Origin of the sequence: Brevibacillus halotolerans (assembly GCF_026891775.1) — a bacterium.
GTDB classification, from domain to species: domain Bacteria; phylum Bacillota; class Bacilli; order Brevibacillales; family Brevibacillaceae; genus Brevibacillus_B; species Brevibacillus_B halotolerans.
Genome location: NZ_JAPTNK010000008.1, coordinates 1 through 17,631, shown reverse-complemented (window position 1 = coordinate 17,631; position 17,631 = coordinate 1). Strand labels below are relative to the sequence as shown.

Annotated in this window: 10 protein-coding genes and 8 tRNA genes; all 18 read right to left on the bottom strand. The window is 39.2% G+C overall.

Features of this window, described 5'->3' with window-relative positions; all coding sequences use genetic code 11:
- Positions 1 to 96 precede the first annotated feature (96 nt).
- The gene (gene purB / locus O0550_RS11790) at positions 97 to 1,404 is read right to left on the bottom strand and encodes an adenylosuccinate lyase (protein WP_258426392.1); all 1,308 of its coding nucleotides are present in this window, start codon (positions 1,402 to 1,404) and stop codon (positions 97 to 99) included.
- Between the two features lie 16 nt (positions 1,405 to 1,420).
- Positions 1,421 to 2,557, bottom strand: a complete 1,137-nt coding sequence (purK, locus tag O0550_RS11785; protein WP_258426391.1) for a 5-(carboxyamino)imidazole ribonucleotide synthase — start codon at positions 2,555 to 2,557, stop codon at positions 1,421 to 1,423.
- Positions 2,550 to 3,068 carry a 5-(carboxyamino)imidazole ribonucleotide mutase gene (purE, locus tag O0550_RS11780; RefSeq protein ID WP_031412109.1) on the bottom strand — a complete coding sequence of 173 codons (519 nt, stop codon included), beginning with the start codon at positions 3,066 to 3,068 and terminating at the stop codon, positions 2,550 to 2,552. Before purE ends, purK begins: the two co-directional genes overlap by 8 nt.
- A gap of 258 nt (positions 3,069 to 3,326) precedes the next feature.
- Entirely contained in the window at positions 3,327 to 4,697 is a 1,371-nt protein-coding gene (locus O0550_RS11775) for an NCS2 family permease (protein WP_004432854.1), read from the bottom strand.
- A gap of 377 nt (positions 4,698 to 5,074) precedes the next feature.
- Positions 5,075 to 7,954, bottom strand: coding sequence for a type IIG restriction enzyme/methyltransferase (locus O0550_RS11770; RefSeq protein ID WP_258426390.1), 2,880 nt, complete (start codon positions 7,952 to 7,954; stop codon positions 5,075 to 5,077).
- Between the two features lie 133 nt (positions 7,955 to 8,087).
- Positions 8,088 to 8,729, bottom strand: coding sequence for a DUF7149 domain-containing protein (locus O0550_RS11765; protein WP_258426389.1), 642 nt, complete (start codon positions 8,727 to 8,729; stop codon positions 8,088 to 8,090).
- A 1,365-nt stretch (positions 8,730 to 10,094) separates the two neighbouring features.
- The gene (guaA, locus tag O0550_RS11760) at positions 10,095 to 11,633 is read right to left on the bottom strand and encodes a glutamine-hydrolyzing GMP synthase (protein WP_003335708.1); all 1,539 of its coding nucleotides are present in this window, start codon (positions 11,631 to 11,633) and stop codon (positions 10,095 to 10,097) included.
- A 288-nt stretch (positions 11,634 to 11,921) separates the two neighbouring features.
- The gene (locus O0550_RS11755; protein ID WP_258426388.1) at positions 11,922 to 14,165 is read right to left on the bottom strand and encodes a transglutaminase TgpA family protein; all 2,244 of its coding nucleotides are present in this window, start codon (positions 14,163 to 14,165) and stop codon (positions 11,922 to 11,924) included.
- A 1-nt stretch (position 14,166) separates the two neighbouring features.
- Positions 14,167 to 15,375 (bottom strand): DUF58 domain-containing protein, encoded by a 1,209-nt coding sequence (locus O0550_RS11750; protein ID WP_022584240.1) that lies wholly within the window; start codon positions 15,373 to 15,375, stop codon positions 14,167 to 14,169.
- Positions 15,376 to 15,390: 15 nt separating this feature from the next.
- On the bottom strand, positions 15,391 to 16,344 hold the full coding sequence (locus tag O0550_RS11745; RefSeq protein ID WP_035318754.1) for an AAA family ATPase: 954 nt from the start codon (positions 16,342 to 16,344) through the stop codon (positions 15,391 to 15,393).
- A 505-nt stretch (positions 16,345 to 16,849) separates the two neighbouring features.
- Positions 16,850 to 16,932, bottom strand: a tRNA-Leu gene (locus O0550_RS11740).
- 9 nt (positions 16,933 to 16,941) lie between these two features.
- Positions 16,942 to 17,017: transfer RNA gene (locus O0550_RS11735), tRNA-Lys, on the bottom strand.
- A gap of 4 nt (positions 17,018 to 17,021) precedes the next feature.
- Positions 17,022 to 17,096 (bottom strand) — tRNA-Gln (locus O0550_RS11730).
- Positions 17,097 to 17,102: 6 nt separating this feature from the next.
- Positions 17,103 to 17,178 (bottom strand) — tRNA-Thr (locus tag O0550_RS11725).
- A gap of 11 nt (positions 17,179 to 17,189) precedes the next feature.
- A tRNA-Phe gene (locus tag O0550_RS11720) sits at positions 17,190 to 17,265 on the bottom strand.
- A gap of 63 nt (positions 17,266 to 17,328) precedes the next feature.
- A tRNA-Asp gene (locus tag O0550_RS11715) sits at positions 17,329 to 17,405 on the bottom strand.
- Between the two features lie 7 nt (positions 17,406 to 17,412).
- Positions 17,413 to 17,489: transfer RNA gene (locus O0550_RS11710), tRNA-Met, on the bottom strand.
- A 17-nt stretch (positions 17,490 to 17,506) separates the two neighbouring features.
- A tRNA-Val gene (locus O0550_RS11705) sits at positions 17,507 to 17,582 on the bottom strand.
- Positions 17,583 to 17,631 lie beyond the last annotated feature (49 nt).

Below are 17,631 nucleotides of genomic sequence, written 5' to 3'. Positions count from 1 at the left end.
TCTTAAAAAAGAGAAAAGGAAATAGGCTTTTCATGAACTCGAAATGAGCTTCTGAAAAGCCTATTTTTTGCTGTTATTGCTCCTACAAGAGAACGATTACTTACTTTCAGTCAATCCCAAACGGGTAAAAATAGTGTCCACATGCTTCAAATGATAACGATAGTCAAAGCATGCCTCCAGCTCTTCTGCGGTCAGCATTTCCTTCACCGTTTCATCCTCACTGATAATCGCTTTAAACGAACGCTGCTCCTCCCAAGCTTGCATCGCACGTGGTTGTACAGTGTCGTAAGCTTTTTCGCGGCTCAAGCCCTTATCAATTAATTTAAGCAATACTTGCTGTGAATAAATTAATCCAAAGGTACGATCCATGTTGCGTTTCATATTCTCAGGGAACACCGTTAGGTTCTTCACGATGTTCATAAAGCGACGTAGCATATAGTTAAGCAATTGTGTTGCATCTGGTAAAATAACACGCTCAACAGAAGAATGCGAAATATCACGCTCATGCCATAGCGGCACATTCTCATAGGCAGACAGCATATGGCCACGGATAACACGAGAAAGTCCAGAGATGTTCTCAGAGCCTATTGGGTTTCGCTTATGTGGCATTGCTGAAGAACCCTTTTGTCCTTTTGCAAATGCCTCTTCCACTTCACGAATCTCACTCTTTTGCAAGCCCCTGATTTCTGTAGCAAATTTATCTAAAGAAGTAGCGATCAATGCGAGTGTAGCCATATACTCTGCATGACGATCACGCTGTAGGGTTTGGGTCGAGATAGAAGCTGCTGTCAGACCAAGCTTCTTACATACATGCTGTTCTACATATGGATCAATGTTCGCATACGTTCCAACTGCCCCTGACATTTTGCCCGCTTCTACTTCCACACGTGCAGCACGGAATCTTGCCAAATTACGCTTCATTTCTTCATACCATAGTGCTATTTTCAACCCAAAGGTAGTTGGCTCGGCATGAACTCCATGTGTACGCCCCATCATAACTGTATCTTTGTGTTCAATCGCTTTCTGTTTTAAAATTTCCAGAAAGTCCATAATATCCTTTTCAATAATTTCATTAGCTTGGCGAATCAGATAACCAAGCGCCGTATCTACTACATCGGTAGAGGTTAGGCCATAGTGAACCCATTTTTTTTCATCGCCCTCCATCGTTTCCGAAACAGCACGAGTAAAGGCTACGACGTCATGACGTGTCTCTTGTTCAATTTCATAAATACGGTTTACATCAAAACTAGCGTTCTTCCAGAGCTTTTCAACGTCCTCTTTTGGAATAACCCCTAACTCTGCCCATGCTTCACACGCCAAAATCTCTACTTCCAGCCATGCCTTATACTTATTTTCTTCTGTCCAGATGGCGCGCATTTCTGGTCTTGAATAGCGTTCAATCATTTGTTCATTCCTCCGTTTATGACCATATTCCAAGTTTTTCAGCCTGTTGCAGTGCTACATCTACTGATTCGGCTACAAGATTTATATGACCCATTTTCCGCTTTTCTTTGGCCTCTTGTTTTCCGTACAAATGCAATTTTGCTTTCTTGGGTAGTTGATCTATTTTTTTGAGTAAAGGTGCTACATGCTCACCTAAAATATTAACCATAACGACCGGACTAAGCAACTTCGTGGAGCCAAGTGGCAAGTTACTGATTGCTCGAATATGCTGCTCAAATTGCGAGGTCAAACAGGCGTCCATTGTATAATGACCTGAATTGTGGGGACGCGGAGCCATCTCGTTTATATAAAGCTCCCCCTCTTTTGTCAGAAACATCTCGACTGCAAGCAACCCAACCATCTCCAGCTTTTCTGCCAACTCTATGGCTATTTGCTCAGCCTGCTGTTGAATTTTTATATCAATCCGAGCTGGGACTATACTCTGATGCAAAATGTTATCTCGGTGAATATTTTCGGCTGTAGGAAAGACTGCTACTTCCCCTGATAAATTACGAGCTACGATTACAGATAGCTCCTTTGTAAAAGGGATAAATTTTTCAACGATCAGTTCTGTGTTAGCTTTTGCAAGGCACGAAAAGGCTTCTTCTATTTCTTCCAAAGAGCGTAATACCCACTGCCCCTTACCGTCATAGCCTCCTGTAGCTGTCTTCATAACAGCAGGCAAGCCCAGCTCTGCAACAGCCTCTCTCACGTCCTCTACTGAAGCGACGATTCGAAAAGGCGCTACAGGCAAACCATAGGCTTGTATCGTAGTCTTCTCCTTAACGCGGTGTTGTGTAATGCCCAATAACTTACTTCCCTGTGGCACAAAAGCTTCCTCTTCTAAAATGGCTGCAACACCAGCATCCACGTTCTCAAATTCATAGGTGATCACATCACTGAGCTGGGCTAATTTTCGCGCCGCTAGCTGATCATCATATCCTGCGACGATTTGCCGATCGCTTACCTGACCACATGGTGAATCCTCTGTAGGATCTAGCACTACAAACCGATACCCCATCGCTCTGCCAGCGAGTGTAATCATTCTTCCTAGCTGTCCTCCGCCTAGCAAGCCAATGGTACTGCCCGGTTTGATTTGCTTCTGTTTATTCATGAGGCAACTCGCTCGCTTCCATCACCTTTTTTTGGATAGCTTCTCTTCGTTCGGTTAAACGTCGACTTATCTCCTCGTCATTCATCCCGATCATTTGCGCTGCTAACAAACCAGCATTTATAGCCCCTGCCTTACCTATCGCTACGGTAGCAACCGGAACGCCACCCGGCATTTGCACGATCGACAATAAAGAATCTAATCCGTTTAAAGCGGCTGATTTCACTGGCACACCGATGACAGGAAGAATGGTCTTTGCCGCTACCATTCCCGGAAGATGAGCAGCTCCACCGGCTCCAGCAATAATTACCTTCAGACCTCTCTCTTTAGCAGTCTCTGCATACGTAAACATCAGATCAGGTGTACGATGAGCAGAAACTACCTGCTTTTCATAGGGAATCTGCATCTCCTCTAGTATGTGGCAAGCTTCCTTCATTGTTTCCCAATCAGAAGTACTTCCCATAATGACTCCAACAATCGGTGTAACCACGCCGCTTCCCCCTTGATCTTTCATTTTTCATTTTACGTATTTAAGATCATTTCACGTTCAGTTTAACAAAATAAATCATAAAACGTCAACAAAACACGAACATTTTAGTTTTATACCAAAATTTCATTCTCCTTTATTCAATTCCTTACACCAAAAAGAAAAAGCCTTCCGATCTGACTCAAATGAAGACAGTTCAAGAAGACTTTTTCATGGTGATAATCTAGTGATATTCCAAAATCAAATATTGTAAATATCAAAGCTAGTAGCTTTTGATAAAACAACCTATTCACGGAACCAAATGAAGTAAACCAGGAAGATGACAAATAGTACATACATCGCCGGGTGGACTTCACGTGCTTGGCCTTTACATGCTTTCGTCACTGGATAGAAAATGAATCCACAAGCAATACCTGCTGCAATACTAGAAGATAAAGGCATCATTAGCATGGTAAGGAAGGCCGGCAATGCTTCTTCTAGCTTATCCCACTCAATATTGCGTAGGCTACTAGCCATCAGTACACCTACAATAATCAGGGCAGGTGCTGTAACAGCGGGAGTAATAACAGACAGCAATGGAAAGAAGAACAGAGACAGCAGGAACATAATTCCGATGACTACTGCCGTAAAGCCAGTTCTACCTCCTGCGGCAACACCAGCAGTTGATTCAATATAGCTTGTTGTTGTAGAGGTCCCTAACAGCGCACCTGCCATTCCAGCAACAGCATCAGAAGCAAGTGCCGACCCAGGACGCTCCAGCTTCCCATCCTTCAAAAGCCCTGCCTGATTGCAAACGCCTAGCAATGTACCGGTTGTATCAAAGAAATCAACGAATAAAAAGGTGAACACAACAATGAACATGCCTTGAGAAAAAATAACACTCGGATCTAATAAATATGGTAAGGCAACACCAAGTGTCGGAGCTAAGCTAGGAGGAGCCGATACCACTTGGGAAGGAAGCTCTACCACTCCAAAAATCATGCCGGCAATCGCTGTGACCAACATTCCAAGGAATACTCCGGCGTGAATACGTCTTGCTAATAAAACCCCCGTAACCAGTAGTCCAAAGACTGCTAGCAGCGCATTTTTCACTCCTAGAATTTGAGTAGCATCCATTCCTTCTTTAAAGCTTAAATGTCCCATTGTGACTAAAGTAGCTGGTGAATCTATAATAATCCCAGCATTTTTTAGACCCATAAAAGCGATAAACAAGCCAATACCTGCTGTTGTAGCATTCTTGAGATTCTGCGGAATGGCATCAATAATCTGCGAACGAATACCTGTTAAAGACAGGATGAGAAACAAAGTACAAGAAACAAACACACCAGCCAAAGCTTGTTGCCAAGGAATTTGCATAGTTAGAACTGCTGTAAAAGCAAAGAACGCATTTAAACCCATTCCCGGTGCTTGACCGATCGGTAATTTACCGACAATCCCCATAATAAGTGTACCAATAGCCGCAGCAAGTGCTGTAGCAGTAAACACCGCATCATGCGGAGGAAATTTTGCTTGTAGCTCCGGCGGCAATCCTGCCCCGCTTAAAATGTTTGGATTGACGGCTAAAATATATGCCATTGCCAAAAAGGTTGTTAAACCAGCAATTATCTCTCGACGATACGTGGTGCCATGTCGATCAAACTCAAAATACTTACGCACCCTTTGTCCCTCCTAATAGTAACCTCTTTAAGTCATATTGCTAAAAAGACAAGTTTCGTTCGAATAATGACGTATAACATTCGGTAATAAATAAAAAACGTGCGATAATTCCTGCTAAACAAGTCGTTATAAGTCGAAAATCCGAACAAAAACTCGAACTTCTATCTTACAACGAAAGTTTAACAAGAACATCGCACGCTGTCAACACAAAACACGAACGTTCATGTTAATTTAATATGAATTATACGTATTTACTATTCCCACTCGAGAAACCGCTAAAATTAATAAGTATAACTTTATTGGTGTAACGATGTTTTTAATAAGAATCTTTTGCTTAAATTAACTCTAAATTATATTGTTATCAATCAAGTTATCACTTATTCAACTGAAAATTCACGAACAATTTTTTTTTCTTCTTCATCCAATCGATAAAGATTCATTACATATTCATCAATTTCACAATCAATTACTTTAATCTTCTCTTTGGTTTCTACTGATTGTTCAGTTGAAGAATGAAGTTTAAGTTGTTTTGAAACCAAACCACCTAAGTATTCTTGCTCTTCTTTAGTCGCATTAGGAATTGGAAATTCCCTTATCTGCGTAAGGCGAAGTTGAGGAAAGGTTTTTCTTTGGAAGAAATCAAATTTATTGATAGCGTAGTAACTCTCTACTTTGGAGTTCAATACACCTAATAAAAACAATGGATTAATCTTGATCTCCCTAATAGCGATAAGACTACGTTCATGCACATACGGTTCCTCTGTATAAGATGCTGTAAGTGAATAAGGTTCCTTTTTAGGAATTTGACGAATTATTATTCTACCACCTTGAAAGACTTCAGGGCTTCTAGGTGCTGCAAGATTTTTACCATATTTCAAATACTCCCCTGTCCATTTAACAGTATATCTTTCTATGTTCCTTCCGATCAAGAACTTCCTATAATCTGAACTTTCTTCAAAGTTCGAGAAGTAAGTTCGACTATCTGTGAACCGTTTAAATTCGTCCTTATCTTTTGGCTGAACTGGATTTCCAGTTCCCCTCTCATACACTTTTAACCCATCCCGTACTATTGCATAATTTGGCTCAAGGGCTTTGGAGTTTTCTTCTATGCATTTAGTGATGCTTAACACAGCTAAAGGATTATTTGCTTCCTTAAACGCTGAAATATTAATTACATTATGCTGAAGTAATTCATTGGCTTCAATTTGATTGATGATATTAATTTCTTTATTTTTTAATTCTGCCAGAGCAACTTTAGATGGCGCTGACACTTTTGCATTCACAATACAATTATCCACGGATGCATCTTCAAAGATTTTATCCTGTGAATTAAGAATAAAAACATCTCCGGTTTTTTCTAAAATATATCGGCGCATTTTTTCATATTGATTGACAGTTAAAAAAGTATTTGGAATGATCATTGACATATATCCATTTTTCCGGAGAAGTTTCAATCCCAATTCTAAAAATAATCCAAATGTATTTGCTTGGTATTGAACAAGTTTATATTCCTTTTCAAAATATTGTTTTTCAGACTCACTGAAGAAACCATCTTGAGAATAAATATAAGGAGGATTAGCAATTATAACATCAAATCCCACAAAATTTCCTTCATCATCCAGTATTTCTGGAAACTCCATACGCCACTCTAAACCTTCACGGAACAGAGGATTTTGACGGGAATCCTTTAACTCGATCTCTGCTTGTTTGATTTTCTTTTCAATTTCAGCAAATTCTTTACGTTGTTTTTTAGTATCATGACTGGAAGCAAACAAATCGAATTGCCCAACTTTTGCCAAATCGCGTCTTAATCGTTTTATACGTCGCAATTCAGGTGTTTCAATGCTAGATAAGAACCTCTGTTTAATGTCATCAATCTGTATCATCAATTCCTGTTTCTTTCGTTTGTCATTTGTAATCTTATATTCGGAAACAAGTTGTGTATAATTTTTAAAATCAGAAAAACGTTTATCTAAAATATCATGAATACCGAATTTATGAAGCAAACTATTCCCTACTTTGATATTGATATCAATATTAGGCAATGTGATTAATTGCTGTGTACCGGATTCTTCCTCAAAATAATAGTAAGAGTGCTTGAGCAATTCAATCCATAATCGTAAACGACAAATATTTACAGAGTTAGGGTTAATGTCTACACCAAATAAGCAGTTTTCAATTAGTTTTCTTTTTTCATGAAATATTGCTTTTTGAATACGCTCAGAATCTGCATTCCCTCTTCTATAAATAAAATTATCACCATTTAAGTCTTGAATGATTAATTCATCATTAACAACCGTACAACGAATACCATTCATTGATCGCTCTTCGGTATCAACTAATGCGTGAAGTTCACTCTTAATTGCAATAAGTTCATTCAATACGGAAACAAGGAAATGCCCTGATCCAACCGCAGGGTCACAAATTCTGAGCGTATCTATGATTCTGCTAATTTTTTTTGCTTCATCTAATGATGTGATTCTAAATTGAACATCGTATATATTCTGACAATCCCAACCTTTGACCTCATTAATCTTTTCAACTACGGCTTTTCTAATAATATTTCTGCTCATATACATTGTAATGCGACCAGGCGTATAGAAAGAACCATCACTATAACCATTAATTTTCTCGAAGATTAGCCCTAGCACTGCAGCGTTGATTAAATCGTTTTTATCTTTTTTATTGTGTCTAACTGAAGTAGAAAAATCATATGCACTTAAGAAATCAAACAGATAAGTCAGAAATTCAACTTTCCCAGTTTTTCGTTTCCCATTATTCCCCTTCAATGCTGTGTTTGAATAGAATTGAATCTGTTGTTCACGTAACCGGTCTATCCCTATTCCATCTCGAGATAGTTCTAATTCAGTTTCTTCAAATAAGCTGCTATTCAAATATGGAACTTCAGGGAATTTTGCTTTCATCTCGCTACTTCTTTGATGAACTTTTTTGGCAAGCACTCCAAAAAATAAATAATAGATATCATCAAATGTTGAAAGTAAATCTTTTGTCAAGAACTTATACTTTTCCTCACCATTGAAAGATACTAGCTGACTTTCTAACAACTTTAAGAACAAAATACGGTTTACCCATACTACAGTTAATTGTATGGCGATATCATACTGTCGTTCCTCAGGAACATCATTCATTTGTAATCTATCGATAACATTTTCAACGAATGACCCTATTTGACGCTTGTTTTTTGGTAAACGTTGAATAATCTTTTTATTATCAACTGTTACTTCTTCTAGCCCCATGAGATAAAGTAATTCATCATAAAATCCCTTGTTTAATTTATTGGAATCCGAAAAAATTTCTTTATTTAATAAATTTTCAGGTGTGAAGAATCGATATAACTGTGTAAGATTATTCTTCTTAATCTCGATTTGCTTATTTTTGCTTCATGGCATCACGTAAGTCGAAGTGAGCAAGTTTTAATCCATTTTCAATAGCTTTATCAATGGCTGGCTCTATCACTTCTTTATATAAAAAATCTGTATTTGTACTCGATAACTGAGCAAAGCGCCACTTATCATATAAGTCAATTAACTTCTTATTTTTCAAGAAGTGTTTTTCTACTTCTTTTGATTCAATAATGAACCATTCTAAACCGTTAGTTATTATACATTTTTTCACTTCAAGATTCTTATGTACCAATCGTTCGTTTAAGTAATAATGAATAATTTCTTGAAACGCCTTAGCATTGTAGCTTATTTTTGACATCATTTCATTCTTATTCGTCAGACTTTTAGATTCAAATAAAACTCCCACAGTTGATTCTGGAGAAGAACCATTATAGATAGCTAGATCAGTTCTTCCATTTGTATTAATGAAATTGTCCGGTAGACACTTCTGTATAAAATCCTTCAATAAATTTTTTTGAAACTCTTCTGATTCATACTGCTTCGCACGAAGATTTTCAAGAAATTCAATCAGATTTGTTTCAAATACCAACTTATCCTCTTCTTGTGGCATTATGGCTTGTATATTCTTCGACATACTTTGTTTAAGCGATAATCCTTGTATCCCCATCAAATCACTCTCTCTTAAATGTTCTGAGTAAATTTTACCATAAATTAATTACTGAAATTAAAACTAATAATTGAACAGATTACCGTTCGTTAGGAGTTACTTTTCCCCATTTATTAAACCAGCCAACATTTTTATCTTGAAAGTTTTTTCTTTTTCGAAATTGGACATGCCTTTATTTAGCTCTGCGAATCTTTCATGCATATCCATAAAGACTTGAACAATTCCTTTGAAAGTAAGTGTTCAGTAAATGACATAGATAAAATAAGTTTTTTTATACCTCCTTCTGTATGCAGTTTTTTTCTCTAAAAAAGACAGTAGATTATTGTTTCACTCTCTTTCGACTCTTATATTAACATTGTATGCGTAAATAACTACTGGCTTCGTTTCTCTTATTTCAGTTAGTATAGAAAAAAGGTTACTGATATTTTTTCGATTCAATTTCCGATGTTTGAATTATAGCCCAAAGGAAGTCCATTCATGAATGTCTAAATTGAGAAAGATGTAAAAACATTTCGGTGAAACCTGCAGATATTCCAAACAAATAGAAATGGCAGTTATTCTTAGGATGGTAAATAAAAATTGAGATAAACAAGTTTAATCAATTTCAAAAGGAAAAGTTGATGTTAAAATTTAGAAGTATCCAGAATTTGAAAAAGATCTCGCTACATTGAATTTTGATGACTACTATGAACATTATTCTTTCGTAATGATTTATTTTATGACTGGTTACTGGTAAATGAAGCAACTACATAATATGGGATAGAGATATTAGCTTTGAAAATAAGACACTTACCATTCAGTGAGTATAAAAAGTAAATGGAAATTTGGATCAACAAAAAAAGCCAGTAAAAGAACTCTTGCACTAGGTGATGATTCCTATCTTGAAGGAATGAAAAGAAAGACAACAAAAAATTGAAGAATTAATTTTGTTCTCATATGATGGAACTCCATCTTTAAAAAGTACTATTAACCGTATGGTAAAAAGACATGAAAATTAGCGGGATTAAAAAAGGCCGAAAGAGATTCGGCATTCTGATTGCTTCATGACAAAACGTTAATCCTCTGTTATTAAAGATATTTTAGGACATGGAAATATTATAGCAACGTTAGGAACTTCATCTATATGGCAACATAAACTTGGAAATAGCTAATAATTTATCAGGCACTATCTCTATTAAAACGTAAAAAGATAAGAAAACTAATCAAGTATGATAATAAGTCAGATATCGCATCATAATTGAAGATAAATGGAGAGTAAAACAAAACCGAGTGAATAACACTTGAATAAACTTAGATTGTTATCAAAAATGTTTTCAGGTAACAAATAAGCTTGGAAACCTTATAAGATTCCCAAGCTTATTTGCTTTATTCCCACTCGATAGTTGCAGGTGGTTTAGAAGTAACATCGTACACAATACGGTTTACGTTGTCCACTTCGTTAACAATACGTACAGAAATTTTCTCTAGTATATCCCATGGAATGCGAGCCCAGTCTGCTGTCATACCATCAATAGATGTTACCGCACGAATCCCTACTGTATAAGAGTACGTACGTGCATCACCCATTACCCCTACACTCTTCATGTCAGGCAATGCAGTGAAGTATTGCCAAATCTCACGGTCCAAACCAGCTTTTTGGATTTCTTCACGCAAGATAGCATCAGATTCACGAACAATTTCTAGTTTCTCTTCAGTAATTTCGCCTAAAACACGAATACCTAGTCCAGGACCTGGGAAAGGCTGTCTCCATACGATTGCATCAGGAAGCCCTAGCTCTGAACCTAATTTACGTACTTCATCCTTGAATAGCGTGTCCAAAGGCTCGATTAGCTTAAACGTCATATCCTCTGGCAAGCCGCCTACATTGTGATGAGATTTAATTGTTTGAGCAGTAGCTGTCCCACTCTCAACAATGTCCGTGTACAATGTACCCTGAGCTAGGAAGTCCATATCCGTAAGCTTAGCTGCCTCTTCATCAAATACATAGATGAATTCGTTACCGATGATCTTACGTTTTTGCTCTGGGTCAGTTACACCTTTTAATTTGTTTAAGAAACGTTCACGAGCATCAATTTTGATTACCTTCATATCAAATTTGCCAACAAACGTATCCATTACGCTTTCCGCTTCACCTTTACGCAACAATCCATGGTCAACAAACATGCAAGTTAGCTGATCACCGATCGCACGATGAATAAGAGCCGCAACTACAGAAGAATCTACTCCGCCGCTCAAAGCACATAATACGTTTTTATTTCCAACGGTTTCGCGAATTTCTTTGATCTTGTCTTCAATAAATGTCGTCATGCTCCAGTCGCCAGCGCATTTACAAATATTGAATAGGAAGTTGCTTACAAATTCATGTCCTTTTACAGTATGACGAACTTCTGGGTGGAATTGTACACCATATAGGTTACGCTCTGGATGACTGATAGCAGCAATCGGGCAAGAGTCGCTCACTGCGTCGATCACGAAGCCTTCTGGCAATTCTACTACTTTATCTGTGTGGCTCATCCATACAACCTCAGAAGGTTCCCAGTTGCTGTATAGATCATGTTTGTTTTCAAGACGTATTTCTGCTTTTCCGTATTCACGTTTACCGGCACGTTCTACTTTGCCCTTCAATGTTTGGGACATTAATTGCATTCCATAGCAAATACCCAAGATAGGTACACCTAAGTCAAAAATTGCTGGATCAATTTGTGGTGCTCCTTCTTCGTATACACTAGCCGGTCCTCCAGAGAAAATAATCCCTTTTGGGTTAAGCTCCTTAATTTTTTCCACTGGTGTATTGAAAGGCAACAACTCACTGTATACGCCTAAATCACGTACACGTCTTGCGATCAATTGGTTATATTGCCCCCCAAAGTCTATTACTACCACTAATTCCAACGGCTTTTCCACGGAAAGATCCTCCCTTAACCTTGTATACTTGTGCACTCAGTAGACATGTCCAAAACGTTCTTGAAGATATTATCTCCCTTTCTCTTTTTTGGTATGAAGAAAAAAATTTCTCCCGTTCCATCAAAAAGACAGGCCACCCACCCGTAGATGAAATCGTCTGACATCTTCTAAGGGCAAATGTCCCTGTCTTTAACGTTGTCATTCAAAAAAGAGGCAGTACCGTTTCTCCTGCTTACTGCTACCAAAGTATCATATTGTCAAAAATTCTAGCAGATGATGGGGAAATGATCAAGGTTTCATTTGGCGCAACAAACGCTCAATGGTCTGTTGCCACAACGATCTCGTTTTCCCTTCCATTTCCTTCAAGCCATACAACATTTTTTCATAAATAGTTGTTAAATAAAGTAAATCCTGACGCTCATCTCCACTAATTTGAAGACGATTCACATACTCGCGCAGCGTTTCACCTGAATAACGCGGGGAAACCATTTTTTCAAATATCGTTAACACTAACGTAAATCTGCGTGGAAAATCATCCTGAGCATATTGTGTCATTTTCCGCTGTAGCCACCATAAATACATCTCCTGACGTTTTTTCCACAGAATCCATACACTGACTGCTATCAAAATACCAATTCCCCATAGCCAGCTCCATGAGAATCCGGCACTTGTTTTCACTATAGGCTTGTCTGCTTCTTCCATTTGATCTAACTGTTTAGGCTTGTTCGCTTCTTTTTCCTCTGTGGAAGCAGGAATATTGAACTCATTGGCCTCATTAGCAAGGCGATCATAATTTACTTGTAGTGGAGATGTAAAAGAAGCTGTTGCCTCAAACGGTATCCAGCCGCTACCTGGGAAGTAAACCTCAACCCAGGAATGTGCATCTCTATTTCTCACTTCAATCGTCATATTATTGTTCGCATCACGACTAATCTCCTGACCGGGAGCAAACCCTTTTACCCAGCGTGCGGGTATATCAATAGAGCGAAGCATGACCACCATCGAAGTTGAAAAATGATCGCAGTAGCCTCTCATGGTTTCAAATAGAAATTGATCTACAAAGTCTTGTCCTTCCTTAGGTATTGGTACATCTTTCGTTTCATAGCGATATCTGCCTGGAGAACGCAAATAATTCTCTATTGCTCTCGCTTTATCGTACGGATTGTTTGATCCTTCCGTAACTTTTTCAGCTAGCTGCTTGATCCGATCAGGAAGACTGTTAGGCAATTGCAGGTAACGTTCTTCTATATCTTTTGGATAATTGGTCCCCGCCGCAATGATTTTCTTTTCACTAATCACGGGAATCTCGGCTTGTAGCTGATAATGGTCCATATACTGCTGAACAGGTGTAGGAATCAAAGTGCTATCGTCTCTTTCAACAAACAGGCGACTATTTGAATCCTTTTGCATAGCTCCATTAAAGGTAAGAATCCCCTGAGAAATCGTATCATAGGTTAATGTTGTATTTTCTGGGTTTAACTCTTCAATGCCTTTAAGCTGTCCTGGATAAAAAATGGCCGGTAGCTGTTCTCCCTCTGCCTGCACAACAGCCATGACCTTTTTGGTTTCCAATCCGGAAAAAAGCGTGTCATTCCAAATATAGTTTTTAGGATGTACAATGGACTCCAATTGTTTATCGCTTTTTATCCAGCCTTTGCCGGTATATACATCCTTAGCATCCCCGCGCAAGTAATATTTATCATTTGTGGTAATTGTAAATACCTTAGTATCATCCTGCTGAAAGGGACCTCCCAGCGTCTTATCATTGGTATCATATCCCACTCTGCGGATCGCTTCGCTCTGACCAGTTACAGATTTTCCTTGCAGAAAACCGATCGGATCAGGCCAATTAGGCTCTGCCTTTGGGGACGCGTATCCTACCCCTATTGCTAATGAAACGATCATTAATGGAACTACAAGCGTTTTCCAGATTGCAGATTGCGTTCCTCGATAGATAAATCCCTTCTGAATAGCTGATAAATGCAGGGTCGTAATTAGCATAAAGCCAATCATCAACGTCCGCATGATCGCCCCACTACCATTAAAAGGCATGAAGGTATCTAATACAGCAAGGTACGAAATGGTGATAAATACAAACCATAATCCTTGTCTTTGCTCTAGCACTAAGTAATTAAGCAGGGACACCAATACTAAAATCATGCCCGAAAAAAGCAGATTTCTTGAAATGATACTCATATTTGTCCACTCTTGATTAACTATCCTGCTAAAGTCTTCACTTACTGCTTGCAATGTTTGCAAAATCCACTCCGGATTAAACAATGAAATTTCCACAAAAGCGGCATGGAAGATGACAAGAGTACCGATGATTTTAATCAATAAACCCAGCCAGTGACTTCGGAAGGTCATATCTACTAAAATGATCCCTGCAACCAGATAGAGAAAGCTACTGATGCTCCCTGTATCTGAAAGGGAGGGTAGCGGTAACAGCCATTCACGTAACAATAAAAACAAAAATAAGGCAGATAGCCATTCTAGCGCTTTTTTTTGCTTTAAAAAGGATGCTCCTAACATCTTAGGCACCCCCTATCTGTTTTAGCTCTTCATATGCATCCACATGAACTGGTGTACACATTACTTTCACAGATCTTAATCGCTTTAATGCTTCGTTTTCCTCCACAGTTGGAATCACATGATCGTGTACCCAGAACAATTGAATGTTACGTCCAGACCTAGCTAAATTGCCCACTTGCAGCACGAGGTCTTTTGTTAATGCAGAGGTAATCAGTACGAGAGTATATCCTTTGGGAAATTCCATTGCCTCCCTCCCGATCACTCTCGCAAAAGAATCTTCGCCATCCGAATGAACTCTGGCTAGCTGATCAAATACCCGAAAAAAATGCTGCTGTGAAATAGCTGGCGGTATAATGATTCGCTCTTTTCCGCGTGCTACAAAACCATACGAATGCATATTAATGCTTGAATAGTAAATGAGGCTGGCGGTCAGCTTTACACTGGTTTCAAAAATATGATGATGAATTTGAGTTGATGCAGGCTTCTGTACGTCTAGAAAGAAAATTAACTGATTCATAGCCTGATGTTCAAATTCCTTCGTTTTAAGCCCGTGGCCCCTAGCAGATGCCCTCCAATGAATCTGGCTTAACCGATCCCCTCTCTGGTACTCTCGGACGCCTCTGACAGCTGCTACATCATCTGAACGCAGGTGTGCTACATGTACATTGCCACTAATACGACCGTCTCCTGCGGACCAATGGCTAATTTGCTTATAGCTAGGGTAAACCAAAAAATCATTAAAAAGCTCTATTTTCTTCTGGCGATGTAAAAAGCCAAAAAAGTCACCACCGACCAGAATACATTCTTTCATCTGGTAATGTCCACGTGGGATGGCTGGAATTAAATAATGAATGACCTGTTCTCTTTTGAATCCTGGAAAGATTACTTGTTGATGCGGTTCAAAGTAACCTGATAATTTATCAGGAAGAGGTTCGACAATCAAGTTCCAGCCAAGCGGAAACCAAAATCGTCTGCGGAAGGTTAGTGTTATCATTACATCATCGCCTTCCTTAAGTCTTTGGCGATCCACCTCTCGCGTAACCTCCAAGGTTGCAAACATCAACAAGTATGTTAATCCTTCATAAATTCCAAGTATACAAGCGCTATAAAATAAAAACCAACTGACAAAACCACCTTGAAATTGTGCATATACATAACAAATCAGCACTAATAGCGCCAATAAGGCTTTGTTATACTTTCTCTGTTTCATTTAGACACCGTCCTCTCAATGTACAGGAACTCGTGTCTCTTGTAACAACCGGCTGATGAAGCGCTCCGGTGTTTCCCCATCCATTCGTGCCTCTGGCTTCAAAATTAGGCGATGTCTAAAGATAGGAGGTACTAGCACCTTTACATCGTCTGGGATAACGTAATCACGACCTTGGATAAAAGCATAAGCTTGGGCAGCCCGGCATAGAGCCAATGTTCCACGAGGGCTAATTCCTAAGTAGACGCTTGGGTTGCTCCTTGTTTTCTGAGAAAGCCTTACCATATACTCTTTCACTGAGTCTGTTACTTTGATTTGAGTAATCATCGCTTGTAATTGAACGATTTCTTGTACACTAATAACAGCCTTCAAGCTCTCTATAGGGTGAACAGCACCCATACGAGTTAGAATGGCCATTTCTTCTTTTTCTGTTGGATACCCAAGCTGCAGTTGCAACAAAAAACGATCTAGCTGTGCTTCCGGAAGCGGAAATGTTCCTTCGTATTCAAGAGGGTTCTGTGTCGCCATAACAAAAAATGGCTGATTTAACTCATAGGTATTGCCATCAATCGTTACAGAGTGCTCCTCCATCGCCTCTAATAGGGCAGATTGCGTTTTTGGTGAGGTGCGGTTAATTTCATCAGCAAGCACCACATTTGCAAACAGAGGCCCTTTACGGAATTCAAACTCCATTGTTTTTTGATTGTAAATGGATACACCCGTTACATCAGTAGGAAGGAGATCTGGAGTAAATTGAATCCGTTTAAATTCTCCACCAATCGATTTAGCTAACGCACGTACAAACATTGTTTTTCCTACACCAGGTACATCCTCTAGTAAAACATGACCTTTTGCCAATAAAGCAACCAAGCCAAGTTCTATCATTTTTCTTTTACCGATAAGGACTTTTTCAATATTCAGTATTAGATCTTCTATAGAGTGATGGGGACGATCCATCTGGATCATACTCATATTTACAACCCCTTTTTGATTACATTGTCATGTGTCGATTTATTATTTGGATGTTTCATGTAATGATTGTTTTCCTTCTACCAAGTTACTGGAAGATATCTGGAAGAACAAGTGTTAAGTTTTAGTAAATACTCTTTGAATTATAAACTTCATTAAATTCTATTGCATAAAACATTCGGTTTTTACCTTGTCATTTCCTGCGCCATGTATCATCTTCCGTTAGCCAAAGAAATCTATGACAATCGAGTAGCTTTAACCACGCCTTCTATTATAGAAAAACAAAGCTATGTAGTTCCATTGTTAATGGATCACTATTAATGTAACATGCATCCCTTAATAGTAGAAAAAAGCTTCATCAACAATGCTGACGAAGCTTTTATATGGTTTGTAGTAATTGATTTTTATAGGTAGCTCTTTATATGACGTTTTTTAAATGGTTTACGTGACAATAAATGATATAAACAAAAAAAGCCTGCAATATTTGCGGCTTTCTACTTTACATGTGTGGTGCGGGTGGAGGGACTTGAACCCCCACGGTCGCCCGCCAGAACCTAAATCTGGTGCGTCTGCCAATTCCGCCACACCCGCATATGAAACTGGTGAGCCATGAAGGACTCGAACCTTCGACCCTCTGATTAAAAGTCAGATGCTCTACCAACTGAGCTAATGGCTCATAATGGCTGGGGTACCAGGATTTGAACCTGGGAATGACGGAGTCAAAGTCCGTTGCCTTACCGCTTGGCTATACCCCACCAAAATGGTGCCGGCGATAGGACTTGAACCCACAACCCCCTGATTACAAGTCAGGTGCTCTACCAATTGAGCTACACCGGCATTATTTACAATGGTGGCTCGGGACGGAATCGAACCGCCGACACGAGGATTTTCAGTCCTCTGCTCTACCGACTGAGCTACCGAGCCTTATTATTTCTATAATAGTAATTCCAATACACGATAAAAATCTTATTCCACCAATTGAATAAATGGCGGAGCTGACGGGACTCGAACCCGCGACCTCCGGTGTGACAGACCGGCGTGAACTCCAACTTCACCACAGCTCCAAAATTTTGGTTGCGGGGACAGGATTTGAACCTGCGACCTTCGGGTTATGAGCCCGACGAGCTACCGAACTGCTCCACCCCGCGATAATAGAAAGAATTAATGGTGGAGGATGACGGGATCGAACCGCCGACCCTCTGCTTGTAAGGCAGATGCTCTCCCAGCTGAGCTAATCCTCCAGATAAATGGTGACCCGTAGGGGATTCGAACCCCTGTATGACAGCGTGA